Raw genomic sequence first — 17,965 nt, forward strand, 5'->3', positions numbered from 1 at the left:
ATGTCGTTACCTGTATCCGAGCGAGCAATCATTCTTGCGCCGATGGGACGCGATAGCGTACTCGCGTCAATGATGCTCAAAGAAGCGGGGTATGGCAGCCTGATTGCCAGCGACTTGCCACGACTGTGCGAGGCGCTGGAGCAAGGCGCCGGCCTGCTGATCGTGGCGGTCGAAGCGTTGCGCGGTGTTGACCTCAATACGTTGCTTGATTGCCTGCGTCGCCAGCCGCCCTGGTCCGATTTGCCCATCGTGCTGATGACTCACCATGGCGGCAAGGAGCAAAGCGGCTCGTCTCACCTGAGCAATTTGCTTGGCAACGTGACCTTTCTGGAACGACCGTTTCACCCCTCCACGCTGATCAGCCTGGTTACTACTGCCGTGCGCAGCCGGCGCCGGCAGTATGAGGCGCGCGACCGCCTGGTTGACTTAAGTGAGAGCGAACTGCGCCTGCAACGTACGTTGGCAACCTTGGAGCAGCAGGTCGAAGAACGCACCATGCAGCTGCGCAGCAACGAGGAAGCCCTGCGCCAATCTCAGAAAATGGAAGCCGTCGGCCAGCTCACTGGCGGTATCGCGCACGACTTCAACAACATGTTGACGGGGATCATCGGCAGCCTGGAAATGCTGCGAAGGCGTATTGCCCGAGGCAAATTGGACGACCTGGACAGCCTCATCGATCTGGGCGTCACCTCCGCTAACCGTGCGGCGAGCCTTACCCATCGGCTGCTGGCGTTTTCGCGCCGGCAATCACTTGACTCCAAGCCCGTGGAGATCAACCAACTGGTGACTTCGATGGGTGAGTTGCTGCAACGCAGTATCAACGAAAGCATCGCCCTGGACATGCAACTCGCCCACGAACCGTGGACCGCCGAGGCCGACCCCAATCAGTTGGAAAACGCCCTGCTCAACCTAGTGATCAATGCCCGTGACGCGATGCCCAACGGTGGCCGCCTGACCGTGGAAACCAATAACCGCCACCTCGACAGTGTGTTCACCGCCGCCTACGGCACCCTGCTGCCGGGTGACTACGTTGAACTGCGCGTCAGCGACACGGGCTGTGGCATTCCGGAAAATGTGATCGGCCGCGTGTTCGACCCATTCTTTACGACCAAGCCCATCGGCCAGGGCACGGGACTGGGTTTATCGATGATCTACGGGTTTGCCCGCCAGTCGCGTGGCCATGTGACCATCCACAGCGAAGTGGGCAAAGGCACGACGGTCAGTCTGTTTCTGCCACGGTTCATCGGCGAAATCGCCGCCGAGGTAGTGGCTGACCCAGCGCTTTTGCCTTCCGCTAATGCGGGGGAAACGGTACTGATTGTCGAGGACGACCCCGCCGTGCGCGTGCTGGTCAGCGCGGTACTCAAAGAGTTGGGTTATGGCTATGTCGAAGCGGGTGACGCCAACACGGCGGTGCCGATCATCGAGTCGGAGCAACGTATTGACTTGATGATCAGCGACGTTGGCCTGCCCGGCATGAATGGCCGCCAACTGGCGGAAATCGGCCGGCAGATCCGTCCGGATCTCAAGGTGCTGTTCATCACCGGTTACGCCGAGCATGCAGCGGTGCGTGGCGGTTTCCTTGATCCTGGGATGCAGTTGATCACCAAGCCGTTCACCTTTGATTTGTTGACCGTAAAGGTCCGGGAGATGATCAAACAGTCAGTCGACATGACGGACCGCTGACGAGCAACCGTCACTCATCCTGCATTACCTGGTAATTAGCAGGCAGGGTAATCGTGGAATCATTTAGTGCCTTCGGTACACGAACAGGTAGGAAACCCTCGCGTAAGGACGCTGCGAACCTATTCGACAGTCCCGACTGAGCATGCACTGATGACCCTGTCTGCACACCTCTCCACTCCGTCGCTTGCCCATTTTGTCCCATTTGAACCCCCGTTTATCCAGACATCGCGCCTGTCGCTGGCGGCTCTGCAAACCGACGCTTCTGTACAGCCGCCAAGCGTTGATGGTGACAGTCAACTGGCTCAGCGATATGCCCAACAACCGTTGACGCTGCAAACGACCGTGCTGCGCAGTTGGAGCAGCAGAAGGTTTTCGCAGGCGGCGCGCACTTGAACCATGAAGATGCGTTCGAACACCAAAAGCGAGAGATGGGGGATATCAATAACCGACACACATTTAACGACCAGATCATTAATCGAGTGTTGGCTGCATTTGCCCCAATACATCTGGACGCTCAAGAAGGCCCAATTACCACCCGGTTCTGTGGGTTACATGACGCCAGATCAACTCGCGGCCAGGGTCAAAAATGATCTGGAAACGGTCCTGGGTGTCATCACCCTGCCTATCGATCCACACTCGTCCTACCATCGCGATCAGGTTCGCGTTTACACCTTCAAGTGTGCTCAACGCAAACGTACAGAAGCTTACGCCCTGAGAGGGGGAAATGAGCGGCGCCTGCCGGCAGGCGCCGTATCCTTCAGGCCAACAACCGCTGGATATGCTCTTGCAGCGTATCCAGGTCAAACGGCTTGGCCAGGATCGGCGCGTTGCGCGTGATGGGGCTGTTGCAGTCAAGGATTTCCTGCGGGTAACCGCTGATGAAGATCACTTTCAGTTCCGGGCGCAACTTCATCGCCGGCTCGGCGATCTGCACCCCGGAAATCCCGCCGGGCAGGCGGTAGTCGGTCACCATAAGGTCCAGGTGCGGCTTGGTTGCGAGGATTTCGAAGGCCTGCTCCCCATCGATGGCCTTCAATACCCGATAGCCGAGGCCGGCCAGGTACTCGCCCAGCACAAACATAATGGATTCGTCGTCCTCGACGATCAGAACGACATCTTGCGCATCTTCACTCATGGGAAGCCTTTGTCCGGTCAATTGCTGCAATTACGACCATGGGGTCACGCAGAGGTTGCGTCGAGGTGACGATTGATTTCATGCCAATGCCTCGAGGGGCAAACACACCCGAAACAATGCGCCCTCGCCTATCTGGCTCTCGACCTCGATAGTGCCGCCATGGGCTGCAACGATCTGCTCGGAAATAAACAACCCCAGGCCGAGGCCCGCAGCCACTTGGCTGGCAGACACACGCTCGAACTGCTGGAAAATCCGCTTCTGGTTTTCTTCACTGATACCGATCCCGTGATCACGCACTTCCACGCGAGCTTCGCCGTGTTCGCTGTACACGCGCACCTGCACCGGGCTTTTGGCGCCGTAGCGCAGTGCGTTGGTCAACAGGTTGGTCACCACCTGTTCGATGCGGAACTCGTCCCAGTTGCCTTCCACGGGGCCGTCGACGATCAGTTCCATGGAAGAGCCCGCCGCCGCGACTTGGGGGCCGAAGTTCTCTACCAGGTTGCTCACAAGCTGCGCCAGATCGAAACGAGCCGGGCGGATCGACAACTTGCCGGTGCGGATGCGCGACACATCGAGCATGTCTTCGATCAGGCGAATCAGGCTCTGGATCTGGCGCTCGTCGCGGTCGACCATGGCGTGCATCTTGTCCAGGGTGAATGCGGCGGCGTTATCCCGGGCCAGGTGCATCTTGCGCAGTTGGGTCTCGAGGATCAGGCCATTGAGAGGCGTGCGCACTTCGTGGGCGACGATTGACATGAAGTCGTCACGCATACGGACCGCCTGCTCCAGCTCGGCCTGCGCGGCCTGCAGGCGCGACAGCAACAGTTCTTGCTCGCGACGGCTGCGCTCAAGCGCTTCTACCTGAAGCTTCATGGCTTTGCTTTGGCGGTACAGGTCAACGAACACATTGACCTTGCTCTTTACCGCATGGATATCCAGCGGCTTGTGCAAGAAGTCGACGGCGCCGCTTTCATAGCCCTTGAAGGCGTAATTGAGCTCACGGCCGGCAGCACTGACAAACACAATCGGGATGTTCTTGGTCTTTTCGGTGCCGCGCATCAATTCGGCCAACTCAAAACCATTCATGCCGGGCATCTGTACATCGAGAATCGCCAGGGCGAACTCGTGCTCCAGCAACAGGGACAAGGCCTCGTCAGCGCTCAATGCCTTGAACACCTGCCGGTCCTCGCGCTTGATCAGCGCTTCGAGGGCCAGCAGGTTTTCCGGCAGATCGTCGACGATCAGCAGTTTGGCCTGCACAGTACTTAACATGGGGAATATTCCAGGGAAGCCAGCAGTGAGCCAATCCGGCTCAACGTTAGAATGTGGTCGGGTGTATGCAGCGCCAGCGCTGCACGGGGCATGACAGCAATGCGTGCTTCAGTGGGTTCTTGCACCACAGTAGTTCCACCTTGCTGCTTGACGTGGGCCAGGCCCCGGGCGCCGTCATGGTTGGCGCCGGTCAACAGGATAGCCATCAAGCCTTTGCCGTACGCATCGGCGGCCGATTCAAACAGGAAATCAATTGCCGGCCGCGAGTGGTGCACACGGTCTTCCTGGCTCAGGGACAGGCTGCGATCCTGCTCCACCGACAGGTGGTAGCCGGGCCCGGCGAAGTACAGGGTGCCGGGCTTGAGCATTTCCTTGTCACGGGCCTCCACCACTCGCATGGCAACACGCCGGTCGAACACCTCGGCCAATTGGCTGCGGCGTTCATCCGGCAAGTGCAGCACGGTGATGATCGGCAAGCCGAAATCCGCTGGCAATTCGCTGAACACCGTCAGCAAGGCTTCCACGCCACCGGCAGACGCACCGATGACGATAGCCTCTATGCCCCGGACCGATGCCGGGCTGGCAGCCGCTTGATTCATAGTTTTCGGTAGATCCGTTCCTGTTTGACCAAGGGTTCAAACTGTTTGCCGTACGCAGAGAAATCCAAGGTTTCCTTGCTGCCCAGCACCAAAAAGCCGCGATGGCACAGCGACTCATGGAACAACCCAAACGCGCGATCTTGCAATTTTTTATTGAAATAAATCAACACGTTACGACACGAAATTAATTGAGTTTCTGAAAACACACTGTCAGTCGCCAGGCTGTGGTCGGCGAACGTGACATTCTCGCGCAGCGTCTTATCGAAGATCGCGTAATCGTAGGCTGCCGTGTAGTAGTCGGCAAATGAGCGTTGCCCGCCCGCCTGCTGATAGTTGGCCGTGTAGGCCCGTACGTTTTCCAGGGAAAAGATGCCTTGCTTGGCCTTCTCCAACGACGCCGGGTTGATATCCGTGGCGTAGATGATCGTACGCTCCAGCAAGCCCTCTTCACGCAGCAGGATGGCCATGGAGTACACCTCCTCGCCCGTGCTGCAGCCGGCGATCCAGATCTTGATCGACGGGTAGGTCTTGAGCAACGGCACCACTTCCTGGCGGATCGCCAGGAAGTGCGACGGGTCACGAAACATCTCGCTCACCGGGATCGTCAGAAATTGCAGCAACTGCATGAACGCCGCCGGGTCGTGCAGCACACGCTCCTGCAAGGCGGAAATGGTCGCACAGTCGAACTGGCGCAACGCATGGGCCACGCGGCGCTTGACGGACGCACCGGAGTAGTCGCGAAAGTCGTAGCTGTACTTGAGGTAAATCGCCTCAATCAACAGGCGCAACTCAATGTCACTGCTTGTTTCCAAAAAACGTCGCTCCACTTAAATGCGTTCTATCTTCGGTAGCCACACGCGAATCAAAGAAAACAGGCGGTCCAGGTCAATCGGCTTGGCCAGGTAATCATTGGAGCCGGCGGCCAGGCAGCGTTCCTGATCGTCCTTCATCGCTTTGGCCGTGACTGCGATGATCGGCAACTTCTTCCAGCGCGGGTCCTGGCGGATCAAGGCGGTAGCCTCGTAACCGTCCATTTCCGGCATCATCACGTCCATCAAGACCAGATCGATATCCTCGACCTCGTTGAGTTTGTCGATGGCTTCACGGCCATTGCGCCCAATGACCACCACGGCGCCTTTGTGCTCCAGAGCGCTGGTCAGGGCGAAGATGTTGCGCACATCGTCGTCCACCAACAGGATCTTGCGCCCCTCGAAGACCTTGTCGCGGCTGCGCGCAGTCTTGAGCATCTTTTGACGATCATGGGACAGCTGGGACTCGACTTTGTGCAGAAAGAGTGTGACCTCATCCAGCAGGCGTTCCGGTGAACGCGCGCCCTTGATGATGATCGAGCGCGAATACTTGCGCAGTTCGGCCTCTTCGTCGCGGGTCAGGTTGCGCCCGGTGTAGACGATCACCGGCGGGAACGAGCAGATGTCCTCAGTGGCCATGCGCTTGAGCAGCTCGTTACCGAGCATGTCGGGCAGCTTGAGGTCGATAATCATACAGTCGTAGACATGGTTGCGCAGCAGGTCGAGGGCTTCCTGGGCGAAGCCAACGGCGGTGATCTCGATGTCATCGTCGCCGATCAGGCGGGCAATGCTGTCGCGCTGCAGGTCATCGTCTTCCACCAGCAGTACGCGCTTGACCTTCTGGGTCAGCTTGGCTTCCAGGCGTGCAAAGACGTCCTTGAGCTCTTCGCGGGTGGTGGGCTTGACCGCATAACCAATGGCGCCCATGTGCATGGCCGCCTCGACACGGTCTTCCACGGAAATCACATGCACCGGGATATGGCGGGTGTTGGCGTGTTCTTTCAGGCGTTGCAGCACGGTCAGCCCGGAGTGGTCCGGCAGGCGCATATCCAGCAGGATCGCGTCAGGGATGTACTCTTCGGCCAGGCTGTAGCCTTCGTCTGCGCCATGGGCCACCAGGCAGTTATAGCCGAGCTCGTGGGCCAGGTCGAACAGGATGCGGGCGAAATTCGGCTCGTCTTCCACCACCAGGATGCAGCGCGTGGTGAAGGGGGCCTTGTCGCGGTCGTCGGCGAAACGCGGGATCTGCTTGGCATCGGCTACCGGCAGCGGTGTTACCTTGACCGGCATTGGCGCAGGCACCACGACTGCTTGGCGTGGTTGTTCGACCGGTGCCGCGTCTGCTTCGCGCTCTACATACTGCTCCGGCAATACCAGGGTAAAGACACTGCCCTTGCCTGGCTCGCTGGTCACACTGATGTAACCGCCCAGCAGGGTGGCCAGGTCGCGGGAAATAGACAGCCCGAGGCCGGTGCCGCCATAACGGCGGTTGGTGGTGCCGTCGGCCTGCCGGAAGGCTTCGAAGATGCTTTCCTGGTGGTCCGGGGCGATACCGATGCCGGAATCGCGCACCGTGAAGGCAATGCCTTCCCCAGGTGCACGGGACACCGACAGGCTGACCTCGCCTTGCTCGGTAAACTTGAGCGCGTTGGACAGCAGGTTTTTCAGGATCTGCTCCAGGCGCTGGCGGTCGGTAAACAGCAGGGTCGGCGTACCTTCCTGCACGTCCACCTGGAAACCCAGTTTACGATCGGCCGCCAGCGGCTCGAACATCCCGCGCAGGCCGTCTACAAGGCGCGCCACGCTGGAGGTTTCCGGGCGCACTTCCAGCTTGCCGGCTTCGACCTTGGAGATGTCGAGGATGTCGTTGATCAGGTTGAGCAAGTCATTGCCGGCGGAATAGATCGACTCGGCAAACTTGACCTGCTCAGCGCTGAGGTTTTCCTGGGGGTTCTCGGCCAGCAACTTGGCCAGGATCAGCGAGCTGTTCAGCGGTGTGCGCAGCTCGTGGGACATGTTGGCGAGGAATTCAGACTTGTACTTGCTGGAGCGCTGCAGCTCTTCGGCGCGATCTTCCAGTGCGAGCTGGGCCTGGTTGAGCTCGATATTCTTGCGGTCCATGGCGTCGCGCTGCTCGGCGAGGGTCTCGGTTTGCTCGGCCAGTTGCTCGTTGGTCTGCTCCAGCTCAGCCTGCTGGGTTTCCAGGTGGGCCTGGGACTCTTTGAGGATGCGTGACTGTTCTTCCAGCTCTTCGTTGGCGGTCTTGAGCTCTTCCTGTTGCACTTGCAGCTCTTCGTTGAGCTGCTGGGTCTCGGCCAGCACTTCCTGCAGGCGTTGACGATACCGAGCGGCCTCGATGGAGGTGCCGATATTGCTGGAGATCAGCTCCAGCAGCTCGACGTCACGCTCTTCCAGTGGGCGCAGGAAACCCAGCTCAATCACCCCATTGACCCGCTCGTCATTGTTGGTCGGCACCACCAGTACGCTACGGGCAGCGCCTTCACCCAGGCCAGAACTGACTTTGAAATAATCCACTGGCACGTCGTCCAGGCGAATCAGCCGATCCAGATGGGCTGCCTGCCCAACGATGCCTTCGTCGCTGTAGATGGCCTGCTCCCGTTGCTCTTGCTCGCGGGAGAAACCGTAGGTGGCCACGCGCTTGAGGCCGCCGTGTTCTTCGCGCACGTACAGCGCGCCAACGACCGAGCCCATGTACTGGGCAAAGAATTGCAGGATATTGCGGCCGAGCATGTTCAAGGTGAGTTGGCCGAGGACCTGTTCAGCCAGTTCGGTCTGGCCATTGCGCAGCCAGGCTTGCCGTTCCAAGCGTCGCGCGATCTTCTGTTGTGACGCGAGGTTTTCGCTGTAACTGTCTGATAATGAAACAAGATTCTTACGGCCGATATAAGCCAGGAAACCGCTTAACCCCAACACAAATGCCAAGTACAAGGTGACACTGATCACCGTTGTGCGGGTGACCTCTTCATTGCGGGCGATGCGGAACTGCTGCTCCATCGCCACCGCGTCGTCATATTCCTTGCGGATTTCGTCAGTCAGGCGCTTGCCGCGGCCGGCCTTGACCGCATCGCGGTAGTCGCCGCTCGTGCGCTGCAGATCAATCATCGACTGGGCATAGTTGTTCCACTCGGCCTGCAATGCTTCCAGGCGTTTGAGGCGGTCCACCTGCTGCGGATTGTCCGCCACCAACTCCTGCAAATTGCGCAGGTCGGCGATGATTCGCGGCTTGGCCACTTCGTAGGGGTCGAGGAAATGCTCGTCACCGGTGATCAGGAAGCCGCGCATGCCGGTTTCCAGGTCCACCGTCAGCTTGGACGATTCATTCAGGTTATTGATAACCCGATCGGTGTGTTCCACCCACTGGATTACCGACAACAGGTAGGTGATCAGCACGACGAAAAACACTGCACTGAGCACACCCACACTCAGGGGCAGTGCAACGTTTCGGCTCAGGAGGTTACGAAAGCTCTTTTCATCGACGGACGACGCGGGAGTCATGGAAATGCCTTGGCCAAAGGTGGAAAAACCGGGAGTTTGCCGCAAAGTGGCGGGCAAGACTATTTTTCTAGAACGGTTTTGTACAGATTCCTGCGAAGGAACCCGCTATTCTCTCTCGTCTTTTCTATCGCATTGTTTTTACGGCCAGCGGGAACTTGTCATGAGTGCCCGCTTACTCAAGGAAGAGGCCTGTCAGAACGGCCGCGTGTAAACCCTTGCCTTTTTTGGGAATTCGATTATGTCTGCAGTCACCTCCACCATCCTTGTCGTCGAAGACGATGCCATCGTGCGCATGCTCATCGTCGATGTCTTGGAGGAGCTGGAATTCAGTGTGGTAGAGGCGGCCGATGCCGAGGAGGCGCTGGCTCTGGTGCAAAACACCGACCAGGTGATCGACCTCCTGATGACCGACGTCGGCCTGCCAGACATGGACGGCAAGCAACTGGCGATCAAGGTCCGCGAACTACGCCCTGCCCTGCCAATCCTGTTCGCCAGCGGCTATGCCGAGAATATCGACGTGTCTGCCGGCATGCAGGTCATCGCCAAGCCGTTTTCCATCGATCAACTGCGCGACAAAGTCAAATCGATGTTGCCTGCGCTGTAATCCCGGCTTGTCTTCAGTGCCGCCTGCATGGGCGGCATTTTTGCGTCAGATGTTCAGAGATTAACGTGACCTTCGACCAATAAAACCGGAAACTCAGCGCTTCCCCGCGCCACCCCTACTCATTCTTCAAAACGCACTCACGAAGGACGCAACAACATGATTGGAAAACCGACGCGCCTGCTGTTGGCGAGCCTCTCGATACTCATGAGCACCGGCGCCTGGGCTGACTTCACGGCAACACCGAGTGAGGCCCGGGCGATTGCCAAGGAAGCCTACCTGTATGGCTACCCGGTGGTGGAGATGTACAAGACGCTCTATACGCAGGCCGTTGATCAAGGCGGCGCCAACTTCAAGGCGCCGATCAATCGGCTGGGGCATTCCGCCCAAGTGCTCAGCCCGAAAGACACCACGCAGGCCAAGGCGAACCCTGACACGCCCTATTCCTTCGTCTGGATGGACCTGCGCAGGGAGCCGATGGTGCTGACGTTGCCCGGGATTGAGGACGATCGCTATTACTCGGTGCAGTTGATCGACCTTTATAGCCAGAACATTGCGTACCTGGGCACTCGCAGTACCGGCAACCATGGCGGCCACTACATGGTCGCGGGTCCTGATTGGAAGGGCCAGCAGCCTATGGATGTGGACCGGGTGATCTACAGCGAAAGCAACTTGGTCTACGCGCTCTACCGCACGCAGTTGTTTGATGAAAAAGACCTGAACAAGGTCAAGCAGATCCAGAACGGCTACAAGGTGCAGCCGCTGAGCGGCTATGTGAAGCAAGCCGCACCGGCCAAGGTGGCAAAGATCGAGTGGCCCAAGCCCACGGCGGCGATGACAGACAGCCCGCAACTGTTTCGCTACCTGAACTTTATGCTGGCCTACGCCAAGCCTCAGGACAGCGAGAAAGACCTGCTGGCCCGCTTTGCCACCATCGGCATCGCGCCTGGCGCGCCCTTCAAGGTCAGCCAGCTCAGCGCGGAACAGCGCAAAGCCCTGGAACAAGGCATAGCAGATGGCAAAGCCGAGTTTGCAGCCTTCAAGAAAGACAAGCTCGACACCCTTCAGGTCACCAGTGGCGAACTGCATGGCAGCCGTGATCGCCTGAAAAACAACTACCTGTACCGCTACGCCGGCGCTATCCAGCGTTTGTTCGGCAATTCGGCCGAAGAAGTCAGCTACATGACTTACGCCGTCGACAGCGAAGGCAAACCGGCCAATGGTGCGCGTCATAGCTACACCGTTCACTTTGCCAAAGACCAACTGCCACCGGCCGATGCATTCTGGTCGCTGACCATGTATGAAGCCAAGACCGGGCAACTGGTGCCCAACCACAAGAAACGCTACCTGATCAATTCACGGATGCTGCCCAACCTCAAGCGCGACGCCGACGGCGGCGTGACCCTGGCGCTGCAACACCACGAGCCGCCGAAGGCAGAACAGAGCAATTGGCTGCCCGCGCCGCCCGCGCCCTTCTACGCGGTACTGCGCATGTACCTGCCCAAGCCGGAAGCAGTTAATGGCCAATGGAAGCTGCCACCCCTGACACCCCAGAAGTAGCAGCGACTGGCCGGCAGTTGTGACACCAACGAGCCGGCCAGGATGGGGTTGAGGTTCAGTGCTTTTTCAGCTTCACATAGGACTGGTGCAGGTCCGACGCCCAGCCGTCGATAACGCCTTTCACATCGCTGGACTGCATCACTTGGGAATCATTGGCCAACGGCTTGCCGGTGCCTTTGCGTACCACTTGGGCGAGTACCTTGCCATTGGCGCCGTCGAGAAACTGCGCTTCGGTGCCCAGGGTGGTTTCCTGGTCACGGATGCCGGTACCGGTACTGACCGCCGCAGCCACCAGAGCGACCGGAATAAACTCATAGGGCTTGAGGCCTTCGGTCTTGCTGCCGACCGCCGTAATCGCCGCGCGCACCACAATGACGCCTGGACCTGGGCCATTGGCCAGGGGCAACGACTTGGCCAGTTCACGCTTGAGCGCCTGGTTGAAATAATCGTTGATGCCACGCAGGGTGCTGTCCGGAATCTTGGCGGTGGCCTGGGGCTTGGGGTAGAACTGCGTCGGTTCGATGTACACCGCGCTGTAGCGGCTCAAATCCAGTGTTGGGTCGACCCAGCGCATCACTTCGGCGCCCGAAGGCGACTTGCCTTGCTTCAGTTGGCTGTAATCCGAGAGAAAACCCGAGTATTCATCGGGTTGCGTAATCTTGCTGGCACAGCCCGCCAGCCCAAGCGAAGCGACGCACAGCACGGTAACGACTTGCCTTAATTTCATCTTTTGAACTCCCTGGCGGTCGGCGTTGGAACATTGAGCTGTAGGTATAGCTAATCCTGGGCAAATAGCCCTGCTCCAACCACCTGCCGTTCAGGCGCGTTCGCGAGGAATCAGGCTCTGCAACTGCGACGCCAGGAAGTTCGCGTCAAAGCCGAACGTGTCCGGGTCTTTAAGGCCATTGGTCTTCTTCCACAGCCAATCGTTTTTATCCGCAGGCAGCACCAGGGAAACGCTGCCATGCCGCGCGGCGGTCAAACCCATGACCGAGACGGAGATCAACCCACCCACCCCCATCACATCCGGCACGAACTCCACCGGTTTGCCGGTGATCTGCACGGTCAGTTTCTCGGTCTTGAAGGTCGACGTCTCCACCGGGATGCTTGGGCCGCTGGCCACGTAAGGCTCTCGGTGCACTTCAAGCAACCCCACCGTTTTCACCGGTTCCAGCCATTGCTCGATCTGCCCGAACAACGCGTCGAGTTTTTGCGCCCAGCGGGCCGACTGCACGTCGAATTGCTGTTTTTTATGCGCTTCGCTATCGGCGTAATGACGAAGCATCTCGCCCAGTTGCTGTACATCGTCCATTGCGGATCTCCTCCGGTGAGCCAGGTTGCGAAGCTCAATCATGGCAGATGCGGTGGCCGGCCGTGCGACTAACGCTGGCAAAGCAACTGATCCGCTGCAATGAGGTTCCTCTGAGTCTGTTTTGTTTTACCCACGCTTCCTACAGTGCCGCCACTTGGAACCGTGGGAGGACTGAGCATGAGCACAGCAACAATCGGGCAGGCCTATAACTATAAAGTCGTCCGCCAATTCGTTATCGCCACCATCGTCTGGGGCGTGGTCGGCATGGCCATGGGTGTGTGGATCGCCTCGCAACTGGTCTGGCCGGAAATGAACCTGGATTTACCCTGGACCACCTTTGGCCGCTTGCGCCCCTTGCACACCAGCCTGGTGATCTTTGGCTTTGCCGGCAGTGCGCAGTTTGCCGCCAGCTATTACGCGGTACAGCGCACCTGCCAGGTACGGTTGTTTTCCGACCGCCTCGCCGCGTTTACCTTTTGGGGTTGGCAGTCGGTGATCGTGATCATGTTGTTCAGCCTGCCGCTGGGCTACACCACCACCAAGGAGTACGCCGAGATCGAGTTCTCCGGCGCGGTGTGGATGACCGTGGTGTGGGTGGCCTATGCCCTTGTGTTTTTCACCACCGTGGTGCGGCGCAAAACCAAACACATCTATGTGGGCAACTGGTTTTTCGGCGCATTCATTTTGGTGATCGCCATGCTGCATGTGGTCAACCACCTGGCGATCCCGGTGGACTGGTTCAAGTCATACCCGGTGTATTCCGGGGCGACGGATGCCATGGTGCAGTGGTGGTATGGGCATAACGCCGTAGGGTTTTTCCTGACCACTGGCTTTCTGGGGATGATGTACTACTTCGTACCGAAACAAGTCGGACGCCCGGTGTACTCCTATCGCTTGTCGATCGTGCACTTCTGGGCGCTGATCACCCTGTATATCTGGGCCGGCCCGCACCACCTGCACTACACCGCCCTGCCTGATTGGGCGCAGTCCCTGGGCATGGCAATGTCGTTGATTCTGCTGGCACCGAGCTGGGGCGGGATGATCAACGGCATGATGACCTTGTCGGGTGCCTGGCATAAGTTGCGCACCGACCCGATCCTGCGTTTCCTGGTGTTGTCCCTGGCGTTCTACGGGATGTCGACCTTCGAAGGGCCGATGATGGCGATCAAGACCGTCAACGCCCTCTCCCACTACACCGACTGGACCATCGGCCACGTGCACGCCGGGGCACTGGGCTGGGTGGCGATGATCACCTTCGGCTCGCTGTATCACATGATCCCGAAGGTGTTCGGCCGCGAGCAGATGCACAGCGTGGCGCTGATCAACCTGCATTTCTGGCTGGCAACCATTGGCACCGTGCTGTACATCGCCTCGATGTGGGTCAATGGCATTACCCAGGGCCTGATGTGGCGGGCCATCAACGATGACGGCACCCTCACCTACTCATTTGTCGAAGCCTTGCAGGCCAGTCATCCGGGTTTTGTGGTGCGGTTTGCCGGTGGCGTGTTCTTTCTCACCGGGATGGTGTTGATGGCCTACAACACCTGGCGCACGGTACGCGTCGCGGACTTGAAACTGGCCCAGCTTGATGCGCGGATCGCCTGATATGTGGGGTTTGCTGATGGTGGCGTGCCTGTATGGCGCGGTGGAGTACTGCTTGCGCGGCCAGACGGACAAGAGCCTGGACGACGCCAGCTTGATGCCTTTCGCCGATGACCCGGAGGCGGCGCGGCGCGTGGAGCAGGCGACTGGCAAGCAGATCAACGCGGTGGCGCCGGAAGAGGCCAAGCCGGGCTGGGCCAATCTGGACATGTGAAACTGCACCGGTCATTTCGCGGCCAACTGCGTATGACTATCCAGGCGTCAATGCGTAAGGTGAAGCGACTTTCCGTGTCAGGAGCATCGCATGCGCACCATCGGCCTTATCGGCGGCATGAGCTGGGAGTCCAGCGCCGAGTACTACCGCATCATTAACCAACGCGTGCGCGACACGCTCGGCCCGCTGCGCTCGGCGCAACTGTTGATGTACAGCGTGGATTTCGGCCCGGTGGAACAGGCCCAACACGCCGGCCGCTGGGATGACGCCGCGCTGATTCTGGAAGAGGCCGCACGCCGCTTGCAGGCGGGCGGTGCTGACTGTGTCGTGCTGTGTACCAACACGATGCATTTGGTGGCGCCCCGTATTGAAGCCGCGGTGTCGATTCCGTTCCTGCATATTGCCGATGCGGCGGGTGCGGCTGCGGTGGACGCCGGCACGCTGACGGTCGGTTTGCTGGGCACCGCGTTCACCATGGAGCAGGACTTTCTCAAGTCGCGCCTGGCCGCCCAGGGGTTGACCGTGCTGGTGCCTGAGGTGGACGAGCGCCAGGCCGTGCACCGGATCATCTATGAGGAGTTGTGTGTTGGCGTGATCAGTGACGCGTCACGCAAGGTTTACCAAGGTGTGATCGAGTCCCTGGCCGCACGTGGCGCCCAGGCGATCATCCTCGGTTGCACGGAAATCAGCCTACTGATCAAGCCGGAGCACAGCGACCTGCCATTGCTGGACACCACCGAGCTGCATGCGCAGGCTGCGGTGGCGTTTGCCTTGCAGGACTAAGCCGAGGTGCGCAGGCGCGCCATGCTCACGGTATCGACAAACTGGCCGTCGCGCAGGGCGTAATCGCGCAATACGCCTTCGACCTCGAAGCCGAACTTACGGTACAGCCCTTGCGCCGCTTCGTTGTCGGCGTACACGGTAAGTTCTACTCGGCGCAGGTTCATCCAGTTGTCGGCCACGTCCAGCGCGGCCGTCAACAACCGGGAGCCAACCCCCTTGCCCTGCCACGCCGTCGCTACGCCCATGCCGAAGGAACCGACGTGGGCCCGGCGTACACGCGGGTACTGTTCAAGACCCAGCTGGCCGATCACTTCACCGCCGTGCACGGCCACCAGCTGTAGACGGCGCTCGTTGTCCTGGACCAGCTTGTTGCGCCACGCCTCGACCGACTGAAAAGGCATTTGCAGCACCTGACGACACACCGCCGGTTCGTTATAGAGCGCTGCGACGCCCTCCAGGTGGGCCTCGGTGAAGCGCTGGATCACGATGTGGGGTTCAGGTGTGTGCATGGTGTTTCATCCGTTGAAAGACACGTGGCCGGCCAGTGTAGGGGCCAAGCCTGCCCGATGGCTAGGGCGCCGGCATGGTCGACCACAAGGCTGGCCAATCCCCCGAAGCGACCCCGGTGCAGCGCGGCATGATGTAAAACTCGCTGAGCTGGAAACGCTCGCCGTCAAACACCCAGGAACCTGCGCCACCACAATCACCGACTCCACGCTGCTTGTAGAAATAACTCAGGGTGCCGGAGGCTTCGTCATACCACACCGAGCCTTGCAGCGCGGCGCCATCCAGGGGCAACGGCTGCACATTGAGAGGCGTTTCTGTGTAGGGCGCTTGTCGCTGGCGGCTGTTGACGTCGTACTCACAGTTGTAGGCCGCACAGTCGTACCTCACCACGGTCATCGCTTGCTGCGCCGTCAAGGCACCTGCTTGTGCTTCGGCGTCACCCTCCTCGGGCGTGGCCGCCTTCAACGCGACCGCTACCAGGCCCGCCTGCTCCTGCGCGTTTAACGGCGGCGGTGAAACAAATTTGCGCAGCACCGGCGTCGGCAGGCGTGGCGGTACCTCATTGGCAGCGCCCTTACCGGGTCGGGCCAGCGCCGTCACGTTATCCACGCGCCCCTGCACCGCATCCATTAACAGCAGCGAAGCACTCAGCCCGCTCAATGACACATGCGCGTGCTCATCGCCTGGCAACTGCAGTCGCTGACCGTTGCGCAAACGCTGTAACCAGCGCCGCGCCGAAGCGTCCTCAATCACCCCATAGGACTGCACCTCGGGATCCCCGCCCTGATCGTCCAACTCAACGTGCAAATCGCGGGTCAACGCCAGGCCCAGCGGCTGACCGTCCAGCAGCAAGGTGGAAAGGTCCACGGCTTCACCACGGTGATCGAAGCGCAGACGCAGATACCCCTTTGGACCGGCCTGGTGCCAGAGGTGCAACGTCAGCGAGCTGTAGTCTTCTTCATCAACGCCGCTGGGTGCGCTGAGGGCATGGCAGTTGCGCAAGTTGTCGCAACCGACCACCCATTCCTTGATTTCCCGCAGCAGTGGTACGGTTTCCGAGGGGGTTGTGCGAAGGCTGGCGCGGGGGTGCCGGTCAGTATCAGGGCCAGGAGTGCGGGGCGCAGCATGGGGACTCTCCGTGTCGAAAAGACGCGGATTGTCCCATGTATGGGGCGTTACGTCAGTGCCTGGAAGCGGTGCGCCATACCCGCGCGATGTCCGCCGCGCGCTCACTCAACAGACGCGGCGCCTCACTGCACGCCTGCTCCAGGCTCATCGGCCCGGAAGGCAAGGCGAATGCGGCGTCCACGCCGTGGGCGTACATCTGTTCGTAGCCTTCGCCCAATGTGCCCGCAACCACAATCACCGGCACGTTGTGTTGTTGGGCAATACGCGCCACACCGAACGGCGTTTTGCCCCGCAAGGTCTGGGCGTCGAAGCGGCCTTCGCCGGTGATCACCAGGTCGGCGCCACGTATGGCTGCATCCAGGCCAACCAGTTCGGCAACCACCTCCACACCGGCACGGAACTGTGCACCCAGGAACGCTTTGGCGGCAAAGCCCAGGCCGCCAGCGGCGCCGCTGCCGGGTTCGTCGCGCACATCCTTGGGCAGCACCTGGGCGCAGTGGTCGGCGAAGTGGCCGAGGGCGCCGTCCAGTAGTTGGACTTGCTCGGGAGTCGCGCCCTTTTGCGGGCCGAATATCGCCGAGGCACCGTGGGGGCCACACAGCGGGTTGTTGACGTCGGCAGCGATGTCGAAGCTCACCTGCGCCAGGCGCGGGTCGAGTTGTTCAAGGCGGATCTGTGCCAGGCGAGCCAAGGCGAGACCACCGGGTGGCAGCGCTTGGCCTGCGGCGTCGAACAGTTGCACGCCGAGCGCCTGCATCGCACCCGCGCCGCCATCGTTGGTGGCACTGCCGCCAATCGCCAGGATGATGCGCTGGGCACCGGCATCCAGGGCTGCGCGGATCAGTTCGCCGGTGCCATATGTGGTGGTTGTGCATGCATCGCGCTGGCCCGACGGGACCAGTTGCAGGCCACTGGCTTCGGCCATTTCGATGATGGCGGTGTGGCTGTCGGCCAGCCAGCCCCAGTTCGCCTCGACCGTGGCGCCCAGCGGACCCCGGACGGTCTGGCGACGCAGTTGGCCATTGCACGCGGCGAGTACCGCTTCAACTGTGCCTTCACCACCGTCCGCCATCGGACACTGGACCAATTCGGCATCCGGCCACACCTGGGCCAGGCCTGCCGCAATGGCCTGGGCCACGCCCTCGGCACTCAGGCTGTCCTTGAACGAGTCGGGGGCGATGATGATTTTCATGGGCTTTCTCCAGTTTTTATAACGCCCATGCTGCCAGTTGGCACCGCCG

17 protein-coding genes are annotated in these 17,965 nt (G+C 60.1%); 7 read left to right on the plus strand and 10 right to left on the minus strand.

Annotated features, from left to right (window positions below; translation table 11 throughout):
* Complete coding sequence (locus AB4O35_RS20655; protein WP_065945294.1) at positions 1-1,686, plus strand: ATP-binding protein; 1,686 nt, start codon at positions 1-3, stop codon at positions 1,684-1,686.
* Between the two features lie 150 nt (positions 1,687-1,836).
* Complete coding sequence (locus AB4O35_RS20660; protein WP_139113196.1) at positions 1,837-2,079, plus strand: hypothetical protein; 243 nt, start codon at positions 1,837-1,839, stop codon at positions 2,077-2,079.
* A 364-nt stretch (positions 2,080-2,443) separates the two neighbouring features.
* Here AB4O35_RS20660 and AB4O35_RS20665 read toward each other — a convergent pair whose 3' ends face one another.
* The 5 genes from AB4O35_RS20665 to AB4O35_RS20685 form a co-directional block, all read right to left on the minus strand.
* The gene (locus AB4O35_RS20665; RefSeq protein ID WP_049713300.1) at positions 2,444-2,821 is read right to left on the minus strand and encodes a response regulator; all 378 of its coding nucleotides are present in this window, start codon (positions 2,819-2,821) and stop codon (positions 2,444-2,446) included.
* 78 nt (positions 2,822-2,899) lie between these two features.
* The gene (locus AB4O35_RS20670) at positions 2,900-4,093 is read right to left on the minus strand and encodes a hybrid sensor histidine kinase/response regulator (RefSeq protein ID WP_065873069.1); all 1,194 of its coding nucleotides are present in this window, start codon (positions 4,091-4,093) and stop codon (positions 2,900-2,902) included.
* Positions 4,087-4,692 (minus strand): chemotaxis protein CheB, encoded by a 606-nt coding sequence (locus AB4O35_RS20675; RefSeq protein ID WP_065873068.1) that lies wholly within the window; start codon positions 4,690-4,692, stop codon positions 4,087-4,089. Before AB4O35_RS20675 ends, AB4O35_RS20670 begins: the two co-directional genes overlap by 7 nt.
* Positions 4,689-5,519 (minus strand): CheR family methyltransferase, encoded by an 831-nt coding sequence (locus AB4O35_RS20680; RefSeq protein WP_371914101.1) that lies wholly within the window; start codon positions 5,517-5,519, stop codon positions 4,689-4,691. The genes AB4O35_RS20675 and AB4O35_RS20680 overlap by 4 nt, the downstream gene beginning before the upstream one ends.
* Positions 5,520-9,017 carry a response regulator gene (locus AB4O35_RS20685; RefSeq protein WP_065873067.1) on the minus strand — a complete coding sequence of 1,166 codons (3,498 nt, stop codon included), beginning with the start codon at positions 9,015-9,017 and terminating at the stop codon, positions 5,520-5,522.
* A gap of 238 nt (positions 9,018-9,255) precedes the next feature.
* On the opposite strand from AB4O35_RS20685, the gene AB4O35_RS20690 reads away from it, so the two are divergent.
* Complete coding sequence (locus AB4O35_RS20690; RefSeq protein WP_065873066.1) at positions 9,256-9,621, plus strand: response regulator; 366 nt, start codon at positions 9,256-9,258, stop codon at positions 9,619-9,621.
* Positions 9,622-9,777: 156 nt separating this feature from the next.
* Positions 9,778-11,178, plus strand: coding sequence for a DUF1254 domain-containing protein (locus tag AB4O35_RS20695; RefSeq protein WP_065945293.1), 1,401 nt, complete (start codon positions 9,778-9,780; stop codon positions 11,176-11,178).
* Between the two features lie 55 nt (positions 11,179-11,233).
* Here the strand turns inward: AB4O35_RS20695 and AB4O35_RS20700 are convergent, their stop codons facing one another.
* Both AB4O35_RS20700 and AB4O35_RS20705 read right to left on the minus strand, forming a co-directional pair.
* On the minus strand, positions 11,234-11,905 hold the full coding sequence (locus AB4O35_RS20700) for a DUF3313 domain-containing protein (protein WP_065873064.1): 672 nt from the start codon (positions 11,903-11,905) through the stop codon (positions 11,234-11,236).
* 90 nt (positions 11,906-11,995) lie between these two features.
* Positions 11,996-12,490 carry a hypothetical protein gene (locus tag AB4O35_RS20705; protein ID WP_065873063.1) on the minus strand — a complete coding sequence of 165 codons (495 nt, stop codon included), beginning with the start codon at positions 12,488-12,490 and terminating at the stop codon, positions 11,996-11,998.
* A gap of 177 nt (positions 12,491-12,667) precedes the next feature.
* On the opposite strand from AB4O35_RS20705, the gene ccoN reads away from it, so the two are divergent.
* The 3 genes from ccoN to AB4O35_RS20720 all read left to right on the plus strand — a co-directional run bounded on the left by ccoN (position 12,668) and on the right by AB4O35_RS20720 (position 15,089).
* Positions 12,668-14,095, plus strand: a complete 1,428-nt coding sequence (gene ccoN / locus AB4O35_RS20710) for a cytochrome-c oxidase, cbb3-type subunit I (protein ID WP_065880533.1) — start codon at positions 12,668-12,670, stop codon at positions 14,093-14,095.
* A gap of 1 nt (position 14,096) precedes the next feature.
* Positions 14,097-14,306: a cbb3-type cytochrome c oxidase subunit 3 gene (locus AB4O35_RS20715; RefSeq protein WP_065873061.1), complete on the plus strand. Its 210-nt coding sequence runs from the start codon at positions 14,097-14,099 to the stop codon at positions 14,304-14,306.
* A gap of 90 nt (positions 14,307-14,396) precedes the next feature.
* Positions 14,397-15,089, plus strand: coding sequence for an aspartate/glutamate racemase family protein (locus AB4O35_RS20720; protein WP_065873060.1), 693 nt, complete (start codon positions 14,397-14,399; stop codon positions 15,087-15,089).
* Here AB4O35_RS20720 and AB4O35_RS20725 read toward each other — a convergent pair.
* The 3 genes from AB4O35_RS20725 to AB4O35_RS20735 form a co-directional block, all read right to left on the minus strand.
* The gene (locus AB4O35_RS20725) at positions 15,086-15,598 is read right to left on the minus strand and encodes a GNAT family N-acetyltransferase (RefSeq protein WP_065873059.1); all 513 of its coding nucleotides are present in this window, start codon (positions 15,596-15,598) and stop codon (positions 15,086-15,088) included. The two genes, AB4O35_RS20720 and AB4O35_RS20725, sit on opposite strands and share 4 nt — an antisense overlap.
* Before the next feature lie 61 nt (positions 15,599-15,659).
* Positions 15,660-16,598 (minus strand): DUF1176 domain-containing protein, encoded by a 939-nt coding sequence (locus AB4O35_RS20730; protein ID WP_460149258.1) that lies wholly within the window; start codon positions 16,596-16,598, stop codon positions 15,660-15,662.
* Positions 16,599-16,776: 178 nt separating this feature from the next.
* On the minus strand, positions 16,777-17,916 hold the full coding sequence (locus tag AB4O35_RS20735; RefSeq protein ID WP_065873058.1) for a glycerate kinase: 1,140 nt from the start codon (positions 17,914-17,916) through the stop codon (positions 16,777-16,779).
* Positions 17,917-17,965: the final 49 nt, after the last annotated feature.

The organism is Pseudomonas sp. H1_A03 (assembly GCF_054685145.1).